Raw genomic sequence first — 22903 nt, 5'->3', positions numbered from 1 at the left:
AACCGCTGCGGGAGACAGGAGCGAAGTGTCGATCACAGGGGCGGTTCGTGCGGCGGCGCGCAAGGCGATCGTGCGCAGGGCGAGGGACGTGACGGATGCCGCGGCCCGGCGCTCGGCGGTGATCCTCGCGCCGCACCCCGACGACGAGACGCTCGGCTGCGGTGCGACCATCATCCGGAAGGTCCGTGCCGGGAGCGCTGTCACCGTGGTGATGGTCACCGACGGCCGTCACTCCCACCGGAGTTCGGCATTCAGCCCCGCGGAGCTCGCCGCGCTGCGCCGCGCGGAGCTGGTGGAGGCGGTGGGACGGATGGGACTGTCGGTCGATGCTGTCCGCTGGGTCGACATCGAGGACGGAACCGTCGCGACGTCAGAGGATCGGCTGACGGAGGTCGTCGGCGATCTGCTGAGGCAGCTGACCCCGGATGAGCTCTATGCGACGAGCGCCGACGACCCTCATCCCGATCACGCCGCGGTCGGTCGGGCGGCCCGTCGCGCGGCCGCCGCGTCGACCGGTGTGGCGCTGCTCGAGTATCCGATCTGGCTTTGGGGCATCTGGCCGCTGCGGCCGGGTCGACGGTGGCGTTCACTGGTGGAGGCGGTCGGGCGGGTGACGACGAACCGGGCGGTGTCGGTACGCTGCGACGAGTTCGCGGACCAGAAGATGCACGCGCTCCAGGCGCATGCGTCGCAGCTGCGGCGCCCGAGCGAGGTCCTCCCGGGGGAGGACTGGCACGTTCTGCCTCCCACGGTGCTGGCTGCGGCCGCTGATGCGGTGGAGGTGTTCTTCCCCGCCGACGGCGGACGCCGGTGATCAGGCGGTGATCACGTGGCGGAGCGGCGCTGCAGGCGCTCCTTGACGCGATCGAGTCCGTCCTTGCCGAAGAGTGCCATCACCAAGGTCTTGCCGAGCCGGCGGACGCTCTCTTTCGCGGCGCGCAGCGGGACCCGCACGAGCCGGTCGCGAAGCAGTCCGCCTCGCGTCGGCGAACGCACGGCGTCGAGTTGCCCCGGAAAGCAGTCCCGATAGGACGCGGCATCGATGAGCTTACCGCGGACGCGGTTGCTGACGTTGCGGCCGTGGATCACCTGGAGCCACGCCGGTGCGCCGTCGGCCACGCGGACCGGCATCTGCAGGTGCAGACGGTTGTGCCAGTCGCGCCACACCGTCTTCGCGTCCTCCCACGGCTCGACGACGCTGACGAACGCGTTGTGGGGGTCGTGGCGCAGGTACGCCTCGTCGGCGGTGAGGATGATGCCGGTCGAGAGGTAGAGCGCCTCGGTGCGGCTGCTGGTCACGAGCTGATGCAGGCGTTCGGCGAAGTCCACCGCGAGGGCGTCGTCGTTGTCGAGGTTCGTGGTCAGCAGCACGTCACCGGTGCCCCCGGTCAGCGCACGCGCCTCGGCGACGACCTCGTCGTTGGTGAACTGCTCGCCGAACACCGGATGCAGCAATCCCTCGTCGACCAGGGGCGTGAGCCGCTCGATGAGCCACCGCGGGCTCTCACGATCGAGGAACACGAGCCAGTGCACACGCGCTGCCGCAGACTGCGCGCGCACCGACGGCACGGTGTGGCGCTCGAACAGCTCGACACGGTCCCGCAGCCACCCGTCCTGGGCCCGGATAAGGCTCTCGGGACCGACCGACGGCAGGTTGAACCGGGTGAGCAAGACGTGATCTATCGAAACCATGGTCATCGTCACCTCTCGGTCTGCGCGGCGCGCGTCGACTCATCGCGATTCCAGCCCTGCCGCGACCAGTCCCCGCGCACCTTCGCGGCCTGGCGGCGTGCCGCGACCCGGGCGACGGCGTACGGCACGGCAGGCAGCCACAAGGACGGGGTGCGAAGCACCCGCGTAAACAGCGCCCGCGTTCCGCCGGCCGACGGTTCGCCGGGGAGGGCCGGAAAGCGCGTCGCGAGCTCCTCATTGCCGGCGAGGATGCGCGCCTGACGCCGGATGAAGGCCCGCAGCGTCCTGGGCGCGGTGATCGTGAAGGTCGCCTCGGGAAGCACGACGCGTTCGGCGCCGGGAAAGTGGCGCAGCACGAACCCGTCGTCCGAGATGACATCGGGGAACGGGCCGAATCGTGCGCGGGCCGCTTCGGACAGCACGTAGACGCCTGAGCCGATCATGTCGCCCCTGCGGTAATCGGTGCATTCCCAGACCGCGTACTGCCAGCGGACCCAGATGCTCGCGCCGCGCGTATCGATCCGCATGCGGGGCGCGCTCGCGTACGGAGGATCGTGCAGGGCGTCCGCGGCGGCCAGCAGCGCCTCGCCCGTGACGATCGCGTCGGCGTCCAGGTAGACGCGGGGAAAGGCGTGCGCGGCCGCGTCTCCGGCGTTGAGCGCGGCGATCTTGGAGGCCGCAGCGACCTCGACGACGCGCACGCGCGGTGACACGGCGGCGGCGATCGCCGCCGTGTCGTCGGTGCAGCCGTTGGCCACGACGACGATGTCCAGCCGGTCGTCGGGATCGGTGTCGAGCAGCCTGCGGAGCAATCGAGCAATGGTCGTCGACTCGTTGTGCGCGGGGACGACCACACTCACGGGTCCCGGCATCCGCCCACCTCTCGTGCCGCCCGGCGCTCGGTCGGCAACATTCTAGACCGGTATCAGCGGACTTCGACGATGCCCAGCCACTAACCTTTGTGCATGGCTCATCGCGATGCGCAGGCGGGCGGCGATACCACGCAGAAACCCGCCCGCCGAACGCACGGTGGCACCGCCGGAGAGCGGGCGGCCGGGGCGGCGCGTTCGCTCTTCAGCCCCCGGACGTGGCTTCACATGCTGAGGCTCGCGCACCTCGCCTCCTACTCCCATGTCCAAGAGGTCCGCCGCATCCGCCGGGGCGAGGGCGTCAAGATCTCGCCGAGCGCGACGTTCCGAAACGGGGAGCGGATCACGATCGGCAGCCACTCCCACATCGGCGAGAACGACATGATCTGGGCCGGGAACTCGTCCGGGCGGATCACGCTCGGCGACTACTGCCTGCTCGCTCCCAACGTCACCATCACCGCGTCGAACTATGGGATCGTCCAGGGCACCCCCATCATGAACCAGGCCAAGCAGGAGAAGAACGTCGTCCTGGGCGATGACGTGTGGCTCGGGGCGAACGTCGTCGTCCTCCCGGGCGTGACCATCGGCGATGGCGCTGTGGTGGCGGCCGGGGCTGTCGTGACGAAGGATCTGCCCGCACAGTGCATCGCGGCAGGAGTGCCGGCCAAAGTCATCGGCATGCGGCCGTCCGCGCCGGGTGACGACGGATGAGCCTGTCGGTCGTCATCGTCAGCTACAACACCCGCGAGGCGCTTCTGGAATGCATCGAGAGCGTGTTCGCGCACTCGCCGGCGGGGACGCAGGTCGTGGTGGTCGACAACGGCTCCGCGGACGGATCGGTCGAGGCGGTGCGCACGACCTATCCGGATGTCGTCGTCGACGCGGCGGAAGAGAACCTCGGATTCGCCCGCGGAGTCAACCGCGGTGTCGCGCGCTCGTCGGGCGAACACCTCGTGCTGCTGAACCCCGACACGATCGTGCTCGACGGCGCCCTCGAGAGCCTTGAAGCGTTCGCCGTGGCGCACCCGGAGTTCGGCGTCTACGGCGGACGGACCCTGCGCAGGGACGGGTCGGTCGATAAGAGCTCCTGCTGGGGCGCGCCGACGCTGTGGTCCCTCACGTGCTTCGCCACGGGGCTGTCCACGGCCTTCAGCGGCTCGGCGCTGTTCGATCCGGAGTCGCTCGGCGGCTGGCAGCGCGACACCGTCCGCGCGGTGCCGATCGTCACCGGGTGCCTGCTCCTGATGCGCCGCGGTGACTGGGATCGGCTCGGGGGCATGGATGAGCGCTTCTTCCTTTACGGCGAGGACGCGGAGTTCAGCATCCGTGCCGGCCGTTTCGGACTCCGGCCGGTCATCGTGCCCACGGCGGAGATCATCCACGACGTCGGCGGGTCGACGGGCAACAGCGGTTTCAAGATGTGCATGGTGCTCGCGGGAAAGACGACGCTGCTGCGCGCGATCTGGTCGCCGCGCCGCAGCCGGATCGGCATCGCCCTGCTGCTCACCGGGGTCTGGATGCGCGCCGGACTGGAGCGGCTGACGCGTCGCCGCAACGGGACTTGGTCGACTCCCTGGGTGCGACGGTCGGACTGGCTACCCGGGTACCCCGCCGCCCGCCGGACCCTGTTCGGCCTGGACATCGATGGCTGACGTCCCCGAGACGGACCGGGCCCGGCGAGGACCGGTGTACCGTCGCGTCGCGGCCATCGCGCTCGCCGTCTACCTGGCGCTCGCCGCGGTCATCCTGCTGTCCCCTTTCCGCCCGCAGCGGGTCGTGTACGTGATCGGCGACGCCGTGAGGCAGATTCCGGGCCTCGGCGTCGTCCGTGACAACTGGGTGGAGTTCGCCGCGAACATCCTGCTGTTCGTTCCGCTGGGGTTCCTTCTGACTCTGGTGCTGCGACATCACTGGTGGGGCGTCGTGCTTGCGCTGGCGGTCTCAGCGCTCGCCGAGCTGGCGCAGATCGTGCTCCCCTCGCGTCAGCCCAGCCTGCGCGACATCCTCGCGAACGTCCTGGGCGCCGCGATCGGGGCGGCACTGGCCTGGCTCCTGGTGCTGAGACGCGAGCGCAAACGCGCGAGGTCTGCGCCGGCGTCGTGACGAGTCAGCCCCGGACGACCGACGGCGACCAGGCGTGCTCGATGAACAATACGGGCTCACCCGACCCGTCAGCGGAGAGCGACCACACATCGGTTTCGCCGGCGGCGTCCTCACGCGGCAGGCCGTAGAGGATGGTGCCGTCGTCCAGCCATGCGATCTGGTCGTCGACGTTGCGGGTCTCGGTATCCAGCACGTGCACGTCACCGGTGGCGAGGTCCATGACGGCGGGCGTCCAGTGGACGGTGGGTCCCGACCCGGCCGTGACGCGCTTGAACGCGATGCGTGTGCCGTCGGGCGACAGCGACGGGCACTCGACGTCCTCGGCGATCGCGGTGAGCGTCCGCGTCTCGAGATCCCCCTTGACGAGGTAGGTCTGGCTGGCCGTCGTCAGGCCGGCGGTCGCATAGAAGGTGGTGTCGTCGACGAAGGTGATGCCCCAGTAGTTCCGGTCCACTGGCGCGACCGGCTTTCCGTCGATGATCAGCGTGTAGTCCTCCATGTTGCCGAAGTCGCCACCGTCCCGCGTGTGCACGGTCGTCTCGGTCGAGAAGCCCACGGTCGCGTAGGAATGCCCCGTGACGAACGCCGTCGTGGCGATCAGGCTTCCGTCGGGCGAGAAGCGCGTGCGGCTCGGGATGCCGGACAGCGGCCACGCCGCGAGCGCTTCGCCGCCGCTCGCATACAGCGTGGCGGAATAGCTCGGGACGATGCCCCGCTCGGTGCGCAGGCAGACGAAGTCGTCCTCGGTCGCATCGACGCGGTCGCACGCGGTATCCGTCAGTGCACGGGCGCCCGCCGGGTCGTCCAGGGGGACGCTCGCGACGAGACCGTAGCCTTCACCGACCGCTGTGTTGCGGAAGACAATGCGCTCCCCGGTCGCCCCATCGTCGGGGGAGGTCGTCTCCACGGCGGACGGGGCGGCCCGAGAGGCCTGATACTGCTGCCACGCGACGACGCCGATGACGGTGGCCGTGCCGAGGGTGACGAGTGAGACGAGCGCGACGATGATCCATTTCGTCCGCTCCTTCACGATTCTCCTCGCGCCGACAGGAACGGCCTGAGGAGCAGGGCGACCAAGGGAATGGCCACCGCGAGCAGAGCCGCGACGATGAGCATCGAGTTTTCGCGTCCGACCGCGAACCAGAGGAAGCCGAAGCCGACGGCGGAGAGGAAGCGCGTCAGTGCCACTACGGTTTGGGCGGCGGCGATCCCCGTCCCGTGCGTCTCGGGCGTCGTCAACTGTGCCGCGAGCGCGGCCAGCACCCCATCGGTCGCCGCATAGAACGCGCCGAGGAAGACCAGGCACAGCAGCGTGGCGGCGATGTCCGCGATCGGCAGCGCCGCGGTCACGTAGGCGGCGAGCAGGGTCGCGTGACCCCATACGAATACGCGAGCGCGTCCGATGCGATCGGCGAGCCTGCCGAGAGGGATGGCCAGCGCGAGGAATGCGACATTCGTTCCGACGTAGAACAGCGGAAACCACTGCGCCGCGAAGTCGCCTCGGGACTGCAGCACCAGGTAGACGAAGCCGTCTCCGATCGTGAGCAGCCCCAGGATCCCCGCCGCCGCCAGCACACGCCGCATCGGTCCCGTCGTGATCACCGACCAGTCGAAGCGGGGCCGAGGTGCGGCATTCGAGCCGCCCGGGGTCGCCGGTGGGCGCCGGCTGCGTCTGCGGACGTTCGGCACCACCACACCGAGGATGACGACGCCGATCGCGGCGAACGCGAACGAAACCGCGAAGATCGTCGTGTACCCGTCGGGGATGACGAGCAGGATGACGAACGCGAGCAGCGGGCCGACGGCTGCGCCGATGTTGTCGAGCGTGCGGTGCACACCGAACGAGGTGCCGAGGTTGTCGGGCCCGGACGTCGCCGTGATCAGCGCGTCCCGGGGGGCGGTGCGGATCCCCTTGCCCACCCGGTCGGCAGTGATGACCGCGGTGATCGCTGCGAACCCCGAGGCGAACAGGAGGCCCAGCCTGGCGACGGCAGCGAGCGCGTAGCCGATGAACGCGACCCACTTCGGCTGGTCGGCCCGGTCGGACGCGTAGCCGCCTGCGATCCGCACGAGGGCGCTCACGCCCTGATACAACCCGTCGAGGAAGCCGAACGCGATCGTCGAGAGTCCAAGGACCCCCGTGATGTACAGCGGCAGGATGGCAGAGACCGACTCCGACGAGATGTCGGTGAGCATCGAGACGATGCCGAGTGTGACGACCGTGGAGGATACTGTCCGGATTCCTCGCGTCCCGCGCTGAGGGTCGGTGTGCGCCTCCTGCTCGTCGGGTTCGGGGGTGTTCGAGAGAGAGATGTACATGCAGTGTCACTTCCCCCGGAAGACGGCGTGGATCATGTAGATCGTCCCCGTCCCCGACGCGGGCGTGAACGCGAGCGTCAGCGACTCGTACACGCCGGCGAAGCTCACGGAGCCGTCGGCGGACTCCGGCTGCGGAATCAGGCCGAGGGACGCCCACAGGCCCGAGTAGTGGTCGCTGACCACCTCGGGCGATGCATCGGTCCGTGCGACGAGCGATACCTGCATGACATCGCCCTCGGTGGCGATCGAGTTCTGCACGACATCGGCCCCCTCTGCGGGGCCCATAACCTCGACGGGATACCCTTCGACGAGTTCGGCGCCGCCCGAGGCCGAAGCGGGTAGCGGTGAAGGCACGAGAGGCGCCGCAGGTTCCAGGCCTGGCAGACCGGTCTCGGACGGTGTCGGAGGCAAGACTTCGCTTCCTGTGGTCGGCGTGGCATCCGGGCGCGGGCCTGGACCCACAGCGACCGACGGTCCCGGCGTTGTTTCACCCGCCGCTTCATCGCCAGGGGCCGGCGAGGAAGCCGTGAAGAACCAGACGGCCAGGCCGATGACGAGAAGCACGATGATGCCAACGCCTATGAGCACGCGCCACATCGTCGGGCTGAGCCCGCTCATGCGCGGCGCTTTGGACGCCTCTTCCTCTTCCATGCGCGGCCCCCAAGCCGTGTCTGCGACCTACCCCCGGGCCGGTCGTGTCCAACGTTACCGCGTGCCGTCAGCACGAACGTGTCCCAGGGATCCGCGGCCACGCCCCCCTTGGGGGGAAAGGGCAGCCGTCTCGGGTAGCCGCCAGTGCGCACTGGCGGGGGCTCGACGGACAGGTGACCGCGGATCCGGCTCAGCTCGGCCGACGACGCCGTCGTCGTCGGCCGAATGCCTTCGCGGACATCAGTAGGCGCCCTTCGGGGTGATCATGACCTTCGCGGTGCGCCACATGATCATGAGGTCGCTGGTGATCGACCAGTTCTCCACGTAGCGGAGGTCGAGACGCACGCTCTCCTCCCACGACAGATCGCTGCGACCGCTGACCTGCCAGAGGCCTGTGATCCCGGGCTTGATGAAGAGGCGACGGTAGACCTTGCCGTCGTACTCGCGCACTTCCTTCGGAAGCGGCGGACGGGGGCCGACGACGCTCATGTCGCCGACCAGGACGTTCCAGAACTGGGGCAGCTCATCGATCGAGTACTTCCGCAGGATAGCGCCGACGCGCGTGATGCGCGGGTCGTTCTTCATCTTGAAGAGCAGGCCGTTGCCCTCGTTCTGCTCCTGGAGCTTCGCGAGCTGGGCCTCGGCATCCGTCCTCATCGTGCGGAACTTCAGGATGCCGAACTCCTGGCCGTCGCGCCCGATCCGGGTCTGCCGGAAGAACACCGGCCCCCCGTCGTCGACCTTGATGAGCAGCGCGATCACCGGCATGACGAGCAGTGCGAGCGGGAGCATGACCACAGACGAGAACGCCACGTCCACGGCTCGCTTGAGCGCATGCTTGCCCCCCTCGAACTCCGGGATCTTGACGTGGATCAGCGGGAGCCCGTCCACCGGGCGAAGCGAGATGCGCGGGCCGGCCACGTCGGCCACGCGGCTCGAGATGATCAGCTCGGACGCCGTGCCCTCGAGTTCCCAGCTGAGGCGCTTGATGAAGTCGGGGTCGTCCTCGGGGCGCGTGGCCACGATGATCGTGTCGGCTTCCAAGGTGCGGGCGTGCATGGCAACGGAGCTCATCGTTCCGACCACTTCGTGTGCGCGTCCGTCGATGACGATCGGCTCGGTGCTCTGATCCGAGGGCGCGGCGCCGATGGTGATGTAGCCGGACCCGCGTTCGTCCAGGGTGCGAAGCACGTATTCGATGTCGTCACGGCTCCCGGTGACGATCGCGCGCGACGCGTAATGCCCGAAGTTGCGCTGGCGCAGCAGCCATTTCCGCCACAGCCATCGGCCGACGAGGAGTGCGAACAGCCCGGCGGGCAGGGCGGCGATCAACTGCAGTCGAACCCCTTGCCACTGGAAGAGAACGAAGATCATGGCGATGATGCCGAACGCGAACCCGGTGGCATGGGCCACACGCTTGTACTCGGTGGCGCCGGATCCGCTGATCGACGCAGCGCGGCTCTGCACGGCCGCCAGACACAGCAGCCAGATGGCCGCGGTCAAGACAGCCACTCGCGCCACGGCGAAGCCGCCTGTCGACCACACCGACGTATCGATCAGAGCGGTGAGTGCCGTCGCACTCACGACCACGGCGGCATCGGTCGCGCGCAGACGTCGCGCGTAGCGATGCTCCCACCGCCTTCTCCGCTCGAGCGCGGGCTCGGTCCGCGGTACCAGCGTCGTGATCGTGGAGGCCGCGGTCGCGCGCGGCGTGTGGATCGGTTGGAACGCGGGGGCGTCCAGGCCGGTGACCGCGGTACCGGCGTCGATGGCGGTCATCGTGCAACCCCCAGGCACGATGAGCGCACGGCACGTGAAAATGCCATTGCGAAGTGTCCCCAACGTTGAGCGGTGGCCGGGTAACCATCCGCGTTTCCCCAGTGCGCGCCTCGAGTCCCCACCCGCGGCGGGCATCGAATCCCACATCCGATGCCTTACGAAACCCCGAAGGGCTTCACGCAATCGTCACTTTACAACCGGTCGAGCGAGGACGGAAGCATGGATTTCGTCAGCCTCCGCTGTGGATCGCCGCCCGGCTGATGACGATGAGCAGTCCGAGGCCCGTCTGATACAAACCGTCAGCCGATCAGGCCGACCAGAGCGCCCAGGCCCATGCCGTAATTGATGCGGATGGTCGGCAGCGCGAGCTTGTCGGTGCCGATCGTGACGTAGCCGGGTTCGATGGTTCGGGCCATCTCCCAGCCGGCCTGTCGTAGGCCTTCCTTCGCCGTGTCGTTGTAGTGCCCGAACGGGTAGGCCATGATCTCCTTCACCCCGACCACACCGTACGAGGCCTCCATGTCGGCCACGATCTCGGGCACGCCCAGGTTCGTGATGAGCCCGTCGCCGTTGGCGCCGGCGCGATGCATGTCGTGGGTGTGCGAGCGGCGCAGCACGTAGGTGCTGGGCGCGGGATCCTGCCGGTAGGCCGTGATCATGAAAGAGGTCGACAGCACCTTGTACTTGTCGACGACCGGCACCGCCAGGTCGAACCAGCTCTGGTCGGCGTCGTCGTCGGTGACGATCACCGAGTGGGTGGGGAGGTAGAGCCGTCCATCGATGAACGCCGACAGTTCGTCCCACGTCGGCAGGTAGAAGCCCGTCGTCGCGATGTGGTTCATGTGAGCGTCGAAGTCGCCGATGAAGGCGTAGTTGCCGCGCAGCCAGCCGGTCTCGCCCTCGGGCTTGGCGGTGAACTGGTGGTACATCAGGATCGGGATGCGGGCGTCCTCGGCGGCGTTCTGCTCGGGGCTCACCCAGGCGCCGTGCAGCGTCATCCGCTGGTCGGTGCAGGTGACGGCCTCCGACCCGTTCACGCGTCCGGGAATCGCCAGCGCCGCCGCATCCGCGGGGGTGGCGTACCATCCGGCGAACACCAGACCGTCGCGCGCGGGGATCGGCAGGCCGGTGTAGAGCGCTCCCTGCGTCTGCAGCATCGGCGCGTCGCCGATGCCCTCACCGGTGAAGCTCACCGCGCACGCCGCCGGGTCCGTCGTCGTGGCGAGGAGCTGCTCCTCCGGCGTGAGCGGCGTCGGCGTCGGGGTGGGCGTCGAGGCTGGCGCTTCGGACGCGCCGGTCGCGGCATCCTTCTCCTCGTCGCCGGCGCCCGCACGGGCGAAGCCGATGGCGGCGACCGTGCCGCCGACGACCGCGAGCACGACCACTGCGCCGGCGACGCCGGCGAACAGCCGCCGTCGCCGCACGCGCGCCGACGGCCGCCGGGAACCCGTGCCGTAGGTTGCCATGCGACTCCCTGAGTCCGCACCGCGCGCGCCCCACGCGCGATCTCTGAGGGGATGCTAACCGGATGCCGCGCCCCGGCGCACGACCGGGGGCGCGCGTTGTGGAGAAGCGGCGTGGCTTCACGCCCGCCGGATCGCTACGCTCTGATCCCATGCTGCCTGCCGACTGGATCGAGCACCGTCGTGGCGACGGCGAGCTCGTGGGATGGATACTCGCCGACGGTGACGGCTTCCGCGTCTACGACCTGCTGGGTCGTGAGCGCACGCCGGAGCCCGGCGACCCGGTCGACTGGCTCGCCGCAGAGGAGCTGCTCGACGGGCTCGGCATCGGCTACCTCGCCGATCGCTGGACCCTGCACCTCGTCGACGGCACCCGACGTCCGGTGCGGATCGCCGAGGCGAGCCCGCGGGGTGTGACGGTGGTCGCCGACGAATACGGGGCGGCATCGGCCGTCGGTGCGGTCCTCGACCGCTACCGCCTGCCGTTCCCGGTGACCGACGAGCTGTCCCCGCACTGACACGCGCTCCGCGACCCACGCGGCTCGCGTCCAGCTCGGCTCCGCGACCGACCCGGCACCGGGTAGACGTCCGAACACAACGTTGCCCGGCGGTCCGAAGACCGCCGGGCACCGTCGTCAGGGGTGATCCGGATCAGCCGAACGTGGCCTTCAGGGCCTCGAGGGCCAGCACCAGATCGGAGTCGGCCGCCGCGCCCGACTTGCGCGCGGCATTGTCGAGCTGATCGACGACCGACGCATCGTTGCCCTTCGCGGCGAGCGTCTCGGCCTTGTCGACGTGGCTGCGCACCTGAGCGAGCGCCTTGCCCGTCAAGGTTCCGGCGCGCTCGGCCTGATCGACGTAAGAGCCGACGACGGCGAAGCTCGGCGCGTGCACCAGCATCGTCTGCAGCTGCGCATTGAACTCGCGGAGCTGGATCTCGCCGGCGGCCTCGATCTCGTTCGCCGACATCATCGAGCTCGGGGTGAGGCCGAGGGTCTCGAATCCGCGCGCGATCTCGCTGCCGAGGACGTTGCCGTTGTACCAGTAGGTCGACCAGTATCCGCCGAGGTTCAGCGCGCCGGCGTTCGGCTCGTCGATCGGGCCGCGGTCGAGGTACGCGATCTCCACGGGGTTGGCGGTGTCGGTGAAGTCGATCACCGAGAGGCCGCCCTGGTACCACGCCTGCACCATCACGTCGCGACCGGGCACCGGCACGATCGAGCCGTTGTGGGCGACGCAGTTCTCCTGCGGCGTCTGCACCGCCGGCAGCTTGTAGTAGCTGGCGAACTGCAGCTTGCCGTCGACGATGTCGAACAGCGCGTTCGCGCCCCACTCCGAGCTGTCCTGCTCACGGCAGCGGGCCGACGTGCCGCCGCCCCACTCATCGGTGAAGACCACCTTGGTTCCGTCGTTGTTGAACGTCGCCGAGTGCCAGTACGAGAAGTTCGGGTCTGCGACCGCGTCCAGCCGCACCGGGTTCGCCGGGTCGGAGATGTCGAGCAGGATGCCGTTGCCCTGGCACGCGCCGGCGGCGAGGCCGATCTCGGGGTAGGCGGTGATGTCGTGACACGTGTTCGTGTTCGGCACCGGCCCGTACGGCGTGCCCGACGGGTGCAGCGTTCCGCTCAGGGTGTTCTGCAGCCCGTTGTACGCGCCCGTGGCGGGGTCGGAGAAGATGCGCGGCTGGCTGACGATCGCGGCCTCGCCGGGTGCGGCGAGCGGCACCTTGATGACGTCGATGCGCCACTGCGTGGGGTTGCCGGTCGTGATGGGGGTCTGCGTGTTGGACGAGACGTTCTCACAGCCCGCGAGCTCCAGCGGTGACCGCACGTTCGACGTGCCCGAGTTGTAGATGTAGATGTTCTCGGGGTCGGCCGGGTCGGTCACGAGGGTGTGGGTGTGCGATCCGCGACACGTCTGGACGCCCGGCAGCTGGACCGGGTTGTCGATGTCGCTGATGTCGAAGATCCGGACGCCGCGGAAGCGCTCGGCGTTGACCGCACCCGGGGCGCCCTGGGTGCCGCAGTCGATCCGTCCGCGGGTCTCTTCGACCGACATGAACAGGAGGTTCCCGTACACCGACACATCACCTTGGCCGCCCGGGCACACGAAGGAGCTGCGCAGCGCCGGGGCCGCGGCATCCGTCACGTCATAGACCTGGAAGCCGTTGAAGTTGCCGACGATGGCGTTGTCGCCCGTGAAGGCGAGGTCGGAGTTGACGAAGCCGAAGTTACCGGGAGGGGCGTCGAACGGTGCGACCCGCGGGAGGCTCTCGAGCAGCTCGATGTTGCTCGCGGCCAGCCCCGCGTCGAAGTAGCCGGGGGCGAGTCCCTCGCGGGGATCGTCGGCCGCGGTGGCGGCGGTGGCGGTCAGCAGCGACGCGCCGAGCAGGAACGCTCCTGCTCCGGCGACCGCGCTCCGGCGCCATCGCGCTGATCGGTGGGTGAACTTCATCGGTCGTGCCCCTCTCACTGCGCTGACAACGGATGCCTCCGGCAGGCGTCCGCGCACGACAGCGTGCGGGCGCGGCCCTGGGGGAGGCCGATGTTCGGAATCTATCGGGTTCCGGGCCCCGCTGGCTAGGATCGGTTCGGGCACTTCGGTTGCCGTCAACGATGTCGGAGGAGCGTTCTGTGGCCCCAGTCGCCGCCCGGATGAGCGTTGTGCTCGTCCTGTCCTTCGCGCTCGTCGGCTGCACCGCGACCGAGCCCGCCCCGCGACCGACGTCCACCGCCCCGGTCGTCCAGTTGGGCGCGCCGGGGGAGGAAAACCGCACCCTCACCCCCGCGGAGCAGCTTCAGCTCGCCACGCCGCAGGCGCACGCCGAGACCGACGTGGTCTTCGTGCGCGACATGCTGCACCACCACGCGCAGGCCCTCGAGATGACGGGCTACGTCGAGGAGCGCGCCGCGGACTCCGACATCCGTCTTCTCGCGGAGCGCATGCGCATCAGCCAGGAGGACGAGATGGACCAGCTCGAGGCGTGGCTGCAGCGGCGCGGCGAGCCGGTGCGGGATCCGGATGCGCCGCATGACGACCACGCCCTGATGCCCGGCATGCTCACCGCCGACGAGCTGGCCGCACTCGAGGCCGCCGAGGGCCAGGACTTCGACGCGCTGTTCCTGCAGTCGATGATCCGGCACCATGAGGGCGCCCTCGTCATGATCGCGGAGCTGTTCGCGAGCGCGGACGGCGCCGAGCAGGAGCTCGCGCAGCTGGCAGGCCACTTCGACTCCGACCAGCGCATCGAGATCGCGCGGATGACGGGCATGCTGGCCGAACGCACCGGCTGACCCGCGCCCGCGTGTCGGTTCCCGGCGGTAGGTACAGTGAGCCCATGACGACGCTCGTGCTCACGGTGGTCGGCGATGACCGGGCCGGATTGGTCGCGGCGGTCGCCGACGTGGTCGGCAATCACGGCGGCAACTGGGAGAACAGCCAGCTCGCCGAGCTGTCGGGGGCGTTCGCCGGGATCATCGAGGTGTCGGTCGCGCCCGAGCGCGCGGGCGAGCTGCGAGAGGCGCTCGCGGTGCTCGACGGCCTGCTCAAGGTCACCGTGCACGCCGGCGTGGAAGAGCCGCCGGCAGAGGGCGTCCGTCCGCTGACGATCGAGGTGATCGGCAACGATCACCCCGGCATCATCCGGGACGTCTCGACCGTGCTGCGCGCGCGGGGGGTGAGCATCGACCACCTGAACACCCGCACGACCGAGGCTGCGATGTACGGGGGCCGACTCTTCGAGGCGACGATCACCGCCCGGGTCCCGGCATCCGTCGATCTCGAGGCGCTCACCGGCGAACTCGAGCGCCTCGCTGCCGAGATCCAGGTCGACGTCACCCTCGGAACCTGAATCCGACGGACCGCGGCCGCCGCGCTCGACGACTCAATCCGGGCGCAGGGCCACCATGCTCGACGAAGCGGCCCCACCCCTCGTCAGGAGCAGGGCGGGGCCGCTTCGCTCGTGGGTCAGCCGCGCGACTTCGCGGCCACGAGGTAGACGCCGTCCTTGCGGTAGTCCAGCGTGTAGGTGCCACCCTCCGCAGCGCCGGTCACGACGACCTCCGAGAACCGTCCGTTCGAGCGGGCGTGCTCGATGACGCGCACGCCGTCGGCTGAACCGCCGAGAGCGTCCAGGTCGACCTCCAGCGTTCCCGCGTAGCGTGCGGTGCCCGCGACTCGCAGCGCCGGCGCCGCCGCCGTCTCCTGCGTGAGCCGCAACGTCGCTTCGCGCCCCTGCGCGTACGACCCGGCGACGTCGACGGTCTCGGTCGCGGCGTCGCGAAGGGCGCCCTCGCGCACCTCGATCGAGCCGTCACCCAGCGACTCGGCGAGCGTCGCCACGATGTCGCCGCCGGTCACCAGAACCCCTCCGGCGAATGAGTTCTCGCCTGCCAGGGTCAGGCTGCCCGTGCCGCGCTTGGTGAGTCCGCCGGCGCCGTCGATGTCGTTGAGCCAGACGTCGGCGGCGGCGGTACCGCCCGCCGCGGCATCCATCGTCACCTCGACATCGCGGTCGAGCGTTCCGTAGCCGTGCACGGCGGAGTACAGGTCCAGGCGACCCCAGCCCTCGTCGTCGCCGGTGAGGGGCAGGCCCGAGTCCAGCGCCGTCGAGTACAGCACCCACCGCAGCTGCTCGTCGCCGAGGTAGGGGAAGCGGGAGCGGAGGAGCGACTCGGCGCCCTCCGGAACGTGCGCCGCCTCTCCGGAGGCGCCGACCGGGCTCAGCCCGAAGGTGGTCAGATCGCGGTAGCGCGCAAGCTCCGCCTGATACGCGTCGCGGTCGGTGTCGAGCTCGTGCTCGAGGCCGAGGAGCTCGCGAGAGTCGGCGCGCGCCTGCGCGATGAGCGCGGCGTTCGCCGGGTCCTCGAGCGTCGCGCCGGCCAGCCCGGTGGCGAGGATCCGGCCGCCGATGACGTCGAGCGCCGAATGCATCCCGGCCACGATGCGGCTCTTGCCGAGCTCGGCGGCGGTCATGAGCAGCTCGTCGTAGTGCTCCGGTGCCGAGGCGGCGAGCCCGAGACCGGCGAGGAACGCCGCGTTGGTGTGACCGCTCGGGAACCCGCCGTCCGAGGCGGCGTTCTCCTCGGGCACGAGGCGCACGACGAGCTCGGGCACGACCTCGACCTCTTCGCTCCAGCGGAACGGGCGCATGTACTGGTAGAAAAACTTCGCGTTGTTCGACGACGCGTACGGTCCGCGCAGGGTGTCGACCAGCTGCACGGCCGAGCCGAGGGCGGAGTCGCGGTCGGCCCACACCCCGTTCGCGTTGCCGGCATCGCTGTACGAGACCGACAGAGCATCGGCGGGGACGTCGGTGATGGTGGTGCCGGCGCCCGTCAGCGACGCGAAGCCTGCGGCGTCATCGCCGAGTCCGGCGATCATCGAGTAGCTCTGGTGGCGGCGGTCGTCGATCCATGCCTCGGCGGCCTCGGCAGCGGTGCGGTCCCGCGTGAGCTGTTCGACCACCTCGATGTTCTCGGCGTGCACCTGCGCGTTCACGATCGTCCCGTCGTTCCACGAGCTGCCCGGCGTGAAGTAGTCGAGCATCGGGGTGAGCACGCCGATCGCCGGGTTGGTCTGCGGCGTCGTGAAGCTGCTCGTGTTGAGGGTATAGGTGTCGGCGAACGTGCCGTACACGCCGGGCTTCGGCTCGATCGCCTCGGCAGACGTGAACGCCGAGGGGTCGCCGGCGCCCGCGCGTTGCGGCGCGTGGGAATGGGCGGGCGGATTCCCGGCGCCGCCGGCATGAGCGGCAGGGGCTATCACGAGCGAAGCCAGCACGACGCACCCGACAGTGGTCGCGACTGCGCGTCGATCGAATCGAGTTCGGCGGGGGGTGGTCATCAAACGTCAACTCCTTTGTTCGACACCCCCATGACGCGGCGGCACGCCGAAGCAGAGCCTGGCGGATCGTTAAGGGGGAGGAACACGATCGCGCCGTCCTGCCTCTCGGCAAGCGCCTTCCCTGCAACTTAGCGCGGTTATGTGCGTATGTTCAATAGTCATGACAAAGCATCATCACTCGGCGGCCGCTCAGGCGAGATCGCGCAGGCGGGCTGCCAGGCCGGATTCCTCACCGGCACGCCGCTCGTAGCCCACAGCGATGATGAGGAGCACGGCGCCGACCACCGACAGCGTGATCCACCAGGGCATCGCCTCGATCCCGCGGCCGATCTGCACCATGAAGGCCAGCACGTTCTCCACCGGCAGCACGACGATGCCGATCAGGAAGGGCGCCGCCAGCCGCTGGGTCGCACCGACCAGGATCGCCGCCAGTGCGATCGCCATCACGAGGATCGCGCGCCACGTGCGCGGATCGGTGTACGTGGCGGCGACCGAGGCGCTGAGCATCGTCACCAGGCCGGGTGCGAGCAGCGCCCACGACCCGCTCCAGCCGGCGGGCCACGAATCGAGCGTCCGCACGGGCGTGTTGGACTCCGCCGCACCCGTCTGGGCCCGGTCCGCCGCCGGCCGGCGCAGGGCCAGCGCCCCAGCGGCGAGGAGGAACGCCCCGAGCGGGAGCGAGAACCACTCGACGCGCAGGTCGCGCGGGCTCCACGCGACCACGGCCGTCACGAACGACACCGCGAAGAGGAACCACACCGGCGGCAGGCCGGTCGGCCGCCGCACCGCCCGGGCCGCGACCGCGACCATGAACGCGAGCAGCGCCAGCAGCAGCCCCCACATCGTCCAGATCACGAACCAGTCGCGCTCGATCGACGGCCACGTCGCGATGCCGAGGATCAGCACCGCCGGCGCACCGAGCCACCGGGTGCCCGAGAGCGGCGACGCGGACGGCGCCTCGCGGTGCAGCAGGCGGGCGGCGCTCGCCGCGGCGCCGGCGCCCAGCAGTCCGAACGCGAGAGATGCGACGATCACCGGGTCGGTGGGCGCCGCGTCGAGCCCGGTTCCCCAGCGCACGCCCTGCACCGCGGCCGCCGTGGCCGCGACGACGGCGACGGCGAGCGTCGGCATCCGCAGCGCACGGAGCCGCCGAACGCTTGCGTGCGAAGACCTCGAGACGACGACGGATGCCGCCACCAGCGCCCACGCGGCGCCCACGAGCCCGTACGCGCGGGCGGGTGACTCACCGGCGATCGCCGGCGGCTCGGCGGGCGTGCCGGCCAGCACGAGCGCGGCGAGCACAGGCACGACGGCCACGCCGAGTCCGGCGGCGTACAGACCGGTGGCCCGGCGCCCGCGCGCCGTGAGCACCGCCCCGACCAGGGCCGCGCCGAGCGCCGGCGGCAGGAGGTACGGCTCCAGGCCCCCGACGCCGGCGATGCCCCACGCGCTCCACAGCGCTCCCGTGAACGCGGCGCCCGCGAGCGGCCAGGCGTGGCGCCGCGGCGAGAACAGCGCCATGGCGACGAAGCCGGCGCCGAGGATCATGAGGACGAGCAGCGTCGTCGGCAGCCCCGCCGATGAGCGCACCAGCGACAGCAGCACTGCGATGGTCGCGGTGAGGAGAGCGGATGCCTCGACCGCGACTCCGGCGAACCGCGCATGCCGTCGCGGGATTCGCCGCCGGAGGGCATCGCGCAGGGTGTCAGCGGAGGCGAGCACCGCCGCGACCAGCGCCGCGATCACCGGGAGCACGATCGGCGATCCGCTCATCGGCAGCAGTTGGGCGCCCAGACAGACCGCCACGACAGCGGCGGCGGGCACCAGAGTCGCGGCCGCGAGCGTGCGCACGACGATGCTGAGCCCGCGACGGGTCGTCGTCACGAGCGTCAGCGCGAGCAGGAAGACGACTGCCGTCGACAGCGCGGTCCAGCCGCTGCGCTCGACGACGACCTGCAGCACGCCGATGCCGAAAGGCACGGCGGTTACGGCGAGCACGGCGTACCACTCACGGGACGCCACGCGACGGGCGAACGTCACCGCGATGGCGACGATGCCGGCGGCGCAGGTGGTGAGGCACACCACCACGATCGGGTCGGCGCCGCCGCGCGCGAGCGCGGTGGCGAGCACCACCAGTGCGTAGCCGAACGCCACGCCCACGTGCAGGAACCGGGCCCGCCGCGGCACCGTCATGGCGAGCACCGTCATCGCGGCGACGACGGCGGCACCGGCCCACACGGTCAGGGTGTCATCACGCCACGACAGCACCGCGGCGAACACGACGGCGGCATGCGCGCCGGCTACGAGCGGCAGGCGGACGGCGAGCGAGGCGTCCCGCAGCCATGCGCTCGCGACCGCGCTCGCGACGACGGCGGCACCCAGCGCCAGTCCGATGCGCGCCCACACCTCGAGTGCGGGAAGGGTCAGAACGGTGAGGAACGCGAGCACGGCGTACCACGCGCCGACGAACCCGAGCCACCGTGTGCCGAGCGGACGCGGCATCCGAATCCCCTCCGGCTGCTCAGGGTCCTTCGAGCCCACCGCGACGGGGAGGACGGATGCCGCAGCCGCAGCGGGCTCGCCGCCGCCGTCGCCCGCGCCGACGTGGCGGGATGCGGTGAGCGCGGCGAAGGACGAGAGGCCGAGCGCCAGGGCCGTCAGGCCCGCGGTCAGGCTGAGCGCCGCGGCGGAGGGGAGGAGCACACGATCGGCCGACCGTCCGGCGAGGGTGCCCGCCAGCGTGAGGAGCGCGGCGAGCGTGGGGATCACCGCGACGATCCCGGCGACGGAGACGGCGCCGCCGAAGAACGCACCGCGCCGCAGCGCGCGATGCAGGGGAGTGAGGGCGCCCACGGCCACGAGGCCCAGGGCGGCGGCCGCCGGGAAGGCGGCGAGCCACCCGTCGACCGCGCGGCCGGGCGCCGCGAGCGGCAGCACCACGACCGCGCCGACGATCGCCGCCCCGGCGACGCCCGTCCAGAGCGTCCCGGCGGGATGGCGAGCCGATGCGACAGCGATCGCCGCGACGGCGACGAGTGCGAGCGACACGAGGACCGGGGTCGCGACGGCGGCTGCGGCATCCGCCCCCCACACCGTCACCACGGCCGCCGCGGCGAACCCGAACTGCACGACGGTGAGCGTGACGCGCTCTCCCGCGAGCGGGTGCCCGAAGCCCGCGTCGCCACGGCCCGCGAGAGCGACGAGCGCGCTCGCCGCTGCCGCGGAGGCGAGGCTCCCCGCCGTCGCCGCGAGCGCTGAGTCCGCGGCGAGGGACAGCATCAGCGGCACGAAGGCGAGCGCGACCGTGCCGCTCCACAGCCAGGCGCGGATGCCGGCGCGCGGACCGAGCACGGCGAGCGCGCCGCCGGCCAGGAGCGTCGCCAGCCCGGTGAACACCCAGCCGCTCACCTCCATCGGCAGCAGCGGCTGCACCGCCGTGACAGTGAGCGCGAGGAAGACGACGCCGAGGGCGCCGATCGCCTCGGCCGAGAACCGCAGGCGTCGCCGCGCCAGCAGGGCGGAGCCGCCGAGGAACGCGGCGGCGATCGCGCCCACGATCGCGGCGCGCGGCAGCGGATCGGCGAGGTCGGGGTTGAAGAACGTGAACACGACGGCAGCGATCGCGACGAGTCCGGCGCCGGCGACCGCGAGCACCGACTGCACCGTCGCGGAGCGCCCGGAGGGGAGCGCGACCGGGGAGGCGCCGGGGGCTCCTTCCGGGGCCAGCGCGTCGCCGCTCGCCATCGTCGGTGCGCCGACCCTCGCCGCACCCTCTGCGGGGCCGGCCACCGCCGGCGAGAGGGGCACCCGCTCGAGCAGTTGCTGCCGCGCGCGCAGCGCGTCGACGGCTCGCTGCGAGGCGATCCAGAGATCCTGCCCGATCGCCCCGGCGAAGTCGGCGCCGCACGCGGGGCACCGGCGCTCGGCCACGACGCCCCGGGCGCACACCGGGCACCGCTCGACATCGAGCAGCTCGGCGATCGCGGTGGTGCTCCACGCCGGTGCGCGCCGTGCGGCAGACGCGATGACGCTCATGCTCCGGCCTCCGTTGCGGCGATCGCGGCGGGATGGTCGTCAGGCACCCACTCGAGGATGTCGCCCGGCTGGCACTCGAGCACGCGGCAGATCGCATCCAGCGTGGTGAAGCGCACGGCCTTGGCGCGTCCGTTCTTGAGCACCGAGACGTTCGCAGGCGTGATGTCGATCGCAGCGGCGAAGTCCGTGACCGACATCTTCTTCTTCGCCAGCTGCACGTCGAGGTTGATGATGATCGGCATCACACGACCTCCGACAGATCGTGCTCCAGCTGCGACGCCTTGCGCAGGAGCCCGCGCAGCACCACGAGCAGCAGCGACAGTCCGCAGCCCACGACGATGCCAAGCAGGCACAGCAGCACGACCGACGGCGACCCCGACGGTGCCGTCCAGATGAAGGCGAGGGTCGTGACGACCAGCACCGTGGCGATGACGACGGCGGCGAGGCTCACGTCGACCCAGACGAACGCGCGCGGTGTGAAGATGCTGTCGGCGTGGACCAGCGTGAGCAGGCGCCAGACGCACACGAGCACGACCTGCGCGCACAGCGTGAAGATCACGCCGATGATCACGCCCGGCACCTCCAGGTAGGCGAGGTACGGGTACATCCCGGCGAGCGACCGCGCCATGCCGGGCAGCACGGCGAACTGGCACACGAGCAGCAGCGCGATCAGCACCGCGATGAGGGCCTTGAGGATCAGGATCGTCGTACTGCGCATGGCCCACCTATCGATAAACGGCATGTAGCTATCGAAAAACAATAGCCGTAGCATCCGTCCCCGCCGCAAGTGCTGTCGTTGAGGATCTGGTGAGAGGGCTGGCCCGTGGGCGGAGCGCCGAGTAGCGCACGGGGCGTTGGCGCGCGTGCTCACCCCCAAGCGCCGCATCGCTCCACGCCTGCATCGCCGGACCCTGAACGGCGGTTGCGGCACGATCTCGAGCTCGCGGAGGAGCGCCCGTTCGCGAACGGCTCGATGTACCGGGCGTCCCGGGCGCTGTGGCGAGGAGTGAAGTCGGGCCACGGCTCCTGCGTCGCCGGCGAAGCATCCGCGATACTGGATAGCGTTATCAGCCGCGGAAGGACGACATGACGCACGCAGCCAAGCCGCCCACCCTCGCCGACGTGGCGCGCCTGGCGGGGGTGTCGGTGCCCGCCGCCTCCCGCGCCCTGAACGGCGGCGTGCGCGGAAAGCAGAGCGGATCGCCCGAGCTGCGCAGTCGCGTCGAGGAGGCGGCCCGCACCCTCGGCTATTCGGTCAGCCCCGCCGCACAGGCGATCAAGGGCGGCCGCGCCCGCACGGTGGCCTTCATCGTCGGCGACATCGACGACTTCGGGTCGGCGACGATGATCTCGGGCATGATGCACGCCGCCGAGGAGCGCGGCATCTCGGTCGCCGTGCGCACGACGCGTGATGACTCGACGCGCGAGCTCGACATCCTCACGCAGCTCCGCGGCGAGCGGCACCTCGCCGTCGTCATGGCGACGAGCCGCACGACCGATCCCGCGCGAGAGGCGTCCGTCAAGGAGCAGCTGATGGTGCTCCACGATCACGGCGCGAAGATCGTCGTGATCGGCGACAACGACCTCGGATTCCCGACGGTCACGGTCGACAACAGGCACGCCGCCCGCCTGCTCGCGGACGGGCTGGCGGATGCAGGCGAACGACGGTTCGCGATCGTCTCGGGTCCTGCCGGCGAGGTCACCGCCCTCGAACGCGTCGAGGGCTTCGTCGAGGGTCTCGCCGGTCGCGGGATCCAAATCGCCGAGGAGGACATCGTGCACACCGAGTTCTCGCGGGACGGCGGCTACCGCGCGGTCGATCTGCTGCGCGATCGGCTCGGCGAGCTCGAGGTGATCGCCGCGATGAGCGATGCCATGGCCGTCGGCGTCATCGCGCGGCTGCGCGAGCTCGGCATCGCGGCACCGGACGCCATCGAGGTGACCGGGTTCGACCATGTCCCGATGCTCGGCGACGTGCTCCCGTCGTTCAGCACGGTCGAGGTGCCGCTCGAGGAGTTCGGCGGCGCCGCGCTCGCCCTCGTGCTGGACGATGCGGGTCCGCAGGGCGAGACCGTGGCTCTCACGGCGATCCCGATCCTCCGGGGCGAGCCGCTCGTGCGCGCGTGAGCCCGGCCGCAGCGCTCTCCC

The 22903-nt window shown here is 70.6% G+C and carries 20 protein-coding genes; 8 read left to right on the top strand and 12 right to left on the bottom strand.

What is annotated here, in order from left to right; all coding sequences use genetic code 11:
- Nucleotides 1-25: 25 nt before the first annotated feature.
- Nucleotides 26-814: a PIG-L deacetylase family protein gene (locus IM767_RS01540; protein ID WP_162564236.1), complete on the top strand. Its 789-nt coding sequence runs from the start codon at nt 26-28 to the stop codon at nt 812-814.
- Nucleotides 815-825: 11 nt separating this feature from the next.
- Here the strand turns inward: IM767_RS01540 and IM767_RS01535 are convergent, their stop codons facing one another.
- Together IM767_RS01535 and IM767_RS01530 are read right to left on the bottom strand one after the other, a co-directional pair.
- Nucleotides 826-1692, bottom strand: coding sequence for a glycosyltransferase (locus IM767_RS01535; protein ID WP_162564235.1), 867 nt, complete (start codon nt 1690-1692; stop codon nt 826-828).
- Between the two features lie 8 nt (nt 1693-1700).
- A complete protein-coding gene (locus tag IM767_RS01530; RefSeq protein ID WP_109209644.1) occupies nt 1701-2564 on the bottom strand; it encodes a glycosyltransferase family 2 protein in 864 nt (287 codons plus the stop codon).
- A gap of 225 nt (nt 2565-2789) precedes the next feature.
- Between IM767_RS01530 and IM767_RS01525 the strand changes: the two genes are divergently transcribed.
- The 3 genes from IM767_RS01525 to IM767_RS01515 are packed head-to-tail and all read left to right on the top strand — an operon-like array spanning nt 2790 to nt 4664.
- Nucleotides 2790-3272 carry an acyltransferase gene (locus IM767_RS01525; protein WP_109209792.1) on the top strand — a complete coding sequence of 161 codons (483 nt, stop codon included), beginning with the start codon at nt 2790-2792 and terminating at the stop codon, nt 3270-3272.
- Nucleotides 3269-4213 (top strand): glycosyltransferase family 2 protein, encoded by a 945-nt coding sequence (locus tag IM767_RS01520; RefSeq protein ID WP_109209643.1) that lies wholly within the window; start codon nt 3269-3271, stop codon nt 4211-4213. Before IM767_RS01525 ends, IM767_RS01520 begins: the two co-directional genes overlap by 4 nt.
- Nucleotides 4206-4664 carry a VanZ family protein gene (locus IM767_RS01515; RefSeq protein WP_109209642.1) on the top strand — a complete coding sequence of 153 codons (459 nt, stop codon included), beginning with the start codon at nt 4206-4208 and terminating at the stop codon, nt 4662-4664. The genes IM767_RS01520 and IM767_RS01515 overlap by 8 nt, the downstream gene beginning before the upstream one ends.
- 4 nt (nt 4665-4668) lie before the next feature.
- Here the strand turns inward: IM767_RS01515 and IM767_RS01510 are convergent, their stop codons facing one another.
- From IM767_RS01510 to IM767_RS01490, 5 genes are all read right to left on the bottom strand, one after another.
- The gene (locus IM767_RS01510; protein WP_239453229.1) at nt 4669-5694 is read right to left on the bottom strand and encodes a TolB-like translocation protein; all 1026 of its coding nucleotides are present in this window, start codon (nt 5692-5694) and stop codon (nt 4669-4671) included.
- Nucleotides 5691-6983 carry an MFS transporter gene (locus IM767_RS01505; RefSeq protein WP_109209641.1) on the bottom strand — a complete coding sequence of 431 codons (1293 nt, stop codon included), beginning with the start codon at nt 6981-6983 and terminating at the stop codon, nt 5691-5693. Before IM767_RS01505 ends, IM767_RS01510 begins: the two co-directional genes overlap by 4 nt.
- Nucleotides 6984-6989: 6 nt before the next feature.
- The gene (locus tag IM767_RS01500) at nt 6990-7634 is read right to left on the bottom strand and encodes a flagellar basal body-associated FliL family protein (RefSeq protein ID WP_162564234.1); all 645 of its coding nucleotides are present in this window, start codon (nt 7632-7634) and stop codon (nt 6990-6992) included.
- A 240-nt stretch (nt 7635-7874) separates the two neighbouring features.
- The gene (locus IM767_RS01495) at nt 7875-9413 is read right to left on the bottom strand and encodes a sugar transferase (RefSeq protein WP_109209639.1); all 1539 of its coding nucleotides are present in this window, start codon (nt 9411-9413) and stop codon (nt 7875-7877) included.
- 299 nt (nt 9414-9712) lie between these two features.
- The gene (locus tag IM767_RS01490; protein ID WP_239453228.1) at nt 9713-10879 is read right to left on the bottom strand and encodes a polysaccharide deacetylase family protein; all 1167 of its coding nucleotides are present in this window, start codon (nt 10877-10879) and stop codon (nt 9713-9715) included.
- 149 nt (nt 10880-11028) lie between these two features.
- Here IM767_RS01490 and IM767_RS01485 point away from each other — a divergent pair, with 149 nt between their 5' ends.
- Nucleotides 11029-11394, top strand: a complete 366-nt coding sequence (locus IM767_RS01485) for a hypothetical protein (RefSeq protein ID WP_109209638.1) — start codon at nt 11029-11031, stop codon at nt 11392-11394.
- A gap of 133 nt (nt 11395-11527) precedes the next feature.
- On the opposite strand, the gene IM767_RS01480 is transcribed toward IM767_RS01485, so the two are convergent.
- Nucleotides 11528-13330: an LVIVD repeat-containing protein gene (locus IM767_RS01480; protein ID WP_109209637.1), complete on the bottom strand. Its 1803-nt coding sequence runs from the start codon at nt 13328-13330 to the stop codon at nt 11528-11530.
- A gap of 179 nt (nt 13331-13509) precedes the next feature.
- Here IM767_RS01480 and IM767_RS20945 point away from each other — a divergent pair, with 179 nt between their 5' ends.
- Both IM767_RS20945 and IM767_RS01470 read left to right on the top strand, forming a co-directional pair.
- On the top strand, nt 13510-14169 hold the full coding sequence (locus IM767_RS20945; protein WP_162564233.1) for a DUF305 domain-containing protein: 660 nt from the start codon (nt 13510-13512) through the stop codon (nt 14167-14169).
- Nucleotides 14170-14213: 44 nt separating this feature from the next.
- A complete protein-coding gene (locus IM767_RS01470) occupies nt 14214-14726 on the top strand; it encodes a glycine cleavage system transcriptional repressor (protein ID WP_109209635.1) in 513 nt (170 codons plus the stop codon).
- Between the two features lie 116 nt (nt 14727-14842).
- On the opposite strand, the gene IM767_RS01465 is transcribed toward IM767_RS01470, so the two are convergent.
- From IM767_RS01465 to IM767_RS01450, 4 genes are all read right to left on the bottom strand, one after another.
- Nucleotides 14843-16720 carry a phosphatase PAP2 family protein gene (locus IM767_RS01465; RefSeq protein WP_109209634.1) on the bottom strand — a complete coding sequence of 626 codons (1878 nt, stop codon included), beginning with the start codon at nt 16718-16720 and terminating at the stop codon, nt 14843-14845.
- Between the two features lie 189 nt (nt 16721-16909).
- Nucleotides 16910-20755 (bottom strand): SCO7613 C-terminal domain-containing membrane protein, encoded by a 3846-nt coding sequence (locus IM767_RS01460; protein ID WP_109209633.1) that lies wholly within the window; start codon nt 20753-20755, stop codon nt 16910-16912.
- Nucleotides 20752-20997, bottom strand: a complete 246-nt coding sequence (locus tag IM767_RS01455) for a helix-turn-helix domain-containing protein (protein WP_109209632.1) — start codon at nt 20995-20997, stop codon at nt 20752-20754. The genes IM767_RS01460 and IM767_RS01455 overlap by 4 nt, the downstream gene beginning before the upstream one ends.
- Nucleotides 20997-21473, bottom strand: coding sequence for a DUF2975 domain-containing protein (locus IM767_RS01450; protein WP_162564232.1), 477 nt, complete (start codon nt 21471-21473; stop codon nt 20997-20999). Before IM767_RS01450 ends, IM767_RS01455 begins: the two co-directional genes overlap by 1 nt.
- Nucleotides 21474-21841: 368 nt before the next feature.
- On the opposite strand from IM767_RS01450, the gene IM767_RS01445 reads away from it, so the two are divergent.
- On the top strand, nt 21842-22882 hold the full coding sequence (locus tag IM767_RS01445; protein WP_109209630.1) for a LacI family DNA-binding transcriptional regulator: 1041 nt from the start codon (nt 21842-21844) through the stop codon (nt 22880-22882).
- The last annotated feature ends 21 nt before the right edge of the window (nt 22883-22903 follow it).

Source organism: Microbacterium ureisolvens (assembly GCF_015278315.1).
Taxonomy (GTDB): domain Bacteria; phylum Actinomycetota; class Actinomycetes; order Actinomycetales; family Microbacteriaceae; genus Microbacterium; species Microbacterium ureisolvens.
Note: the sequence above shows the minus strand (reverse complement) of the source record. Positions and strands in the feature narration are given on the sequence as shown.

Coding starts and splice junctions, on each gene's coding strand:
- IM767_RS01535 (WP_162564235.1), bottom strand. CDS start 1,692: ATGGTTTCGATAGATCACGTCTTGCTCACCCGGTTCAACCTGCCGTCG.
- IM767_RS01530 (WP_109209644.1), bottom strand. CDS start 2,564: ATGCCGGGACCCGTGAGTGTGGTCGTCCCCGCGCACAACGAGTCGACG.
- IM767_RS01525 (WP_109209792.1), top strand. CDS start 2,790: ATGCTGAGGCTCGCGCACCTCGCCTCCTACTCCCATGTCCAAGAGGTC.
- IM767_RS01520 (WP_109209643.1), top strand. CDS start 3,269: ATGAGCCTGTCGGTCGTCATCGTCAGCTACAACACCCGCGAGGCGCTT.
- IM767_RS01515 (WP_109209642.1), top strand. CDS start 4,206: ATGGCTGACGTCCCCGAGACGGACCGGGCCCGGCGAGGACCGGTGTAC.
- IM767_RS01505 (WP_109209641.1), bottom strand. CDS start 6,983: ATGTACATCTCTCTCTCGAACACCCCCGAACCCGACGAGCAGGAGGCG.
- IM767_RS01500 (WP_162564234.1), bottom strand. CDS start 7,634: ATGGAAGAGGAAGAGGCGTCCAAAGCGCCGCGCATGAGCGGGCTCAGC.
- IM767_RS01495 (WP_109209639.1), bottom strand. CDS start 9,413: ATGACCGCCATCGACGCCGGTACCGCGGTCACCGGCCTGGACGCCCCC.
- IM767_RS01490 (WP_239453228.1), bottom strand. CDS start 10,879: ATGGCAACCTACGGCACGGGTTCCCGGCGGCCGTCGGCGCGCGTGCGG.
- IM767_RS01485 (WP_109209638.1), top strand. CDS start 11,029: ATGCTGCCTGCCGACTGGATCGAGCACCGTCGTGGCGACGGCGAGCTC.
- IM767_RS01480 (WP_109209637.1), bottom strand. CDS start 13,330: ATGAAGTTCACCCACCGATCAGCGCGATGGCGCCGGAGCGCGGTCGCC.
- IM767_RS01470 (WP_109209635.1), top strand. CDS start 14,214: ATGACGACGCTCGTGCTCACGGTGGTCGGCGATGACCGGGCCGGATTG.
- IM767_RS01465 (WP_109209634.1), bottom strand. CDS start 16,720: ATGACCACCCCCCGCCGAACTCGATTCGATCGACGCGCAGTCGCGACC.
- IM767_RS01460 (WP_109209633.1), bottom strand. CDS start 20,755: ATGAGCGTCATCGCGTCTGCCGCACGGCGCGCACCGGCGTGGAGCACC.
- IM767_RS01455 (WP_109209632.1), bottom strand. CDS start 20,997: ATGCCGATCATCATCAACCTCGACGTGCAGCTGGCGAAGAAGAAGATG.
- IM767_RS01450 (WP_162564232.1), bottom strand. CDS start 21,473: ATGCGCAGTACGACGATCCTGATCCTCAAGGCCCTCATCGCGGTGCTG.
- IM767_RS01445 (WP_109209630.1), top strand. CDS start 21,842: ATGACGCACGCAGCCAAGCCGCCCACCCTCGCCGACGTGGCGCGCCTG.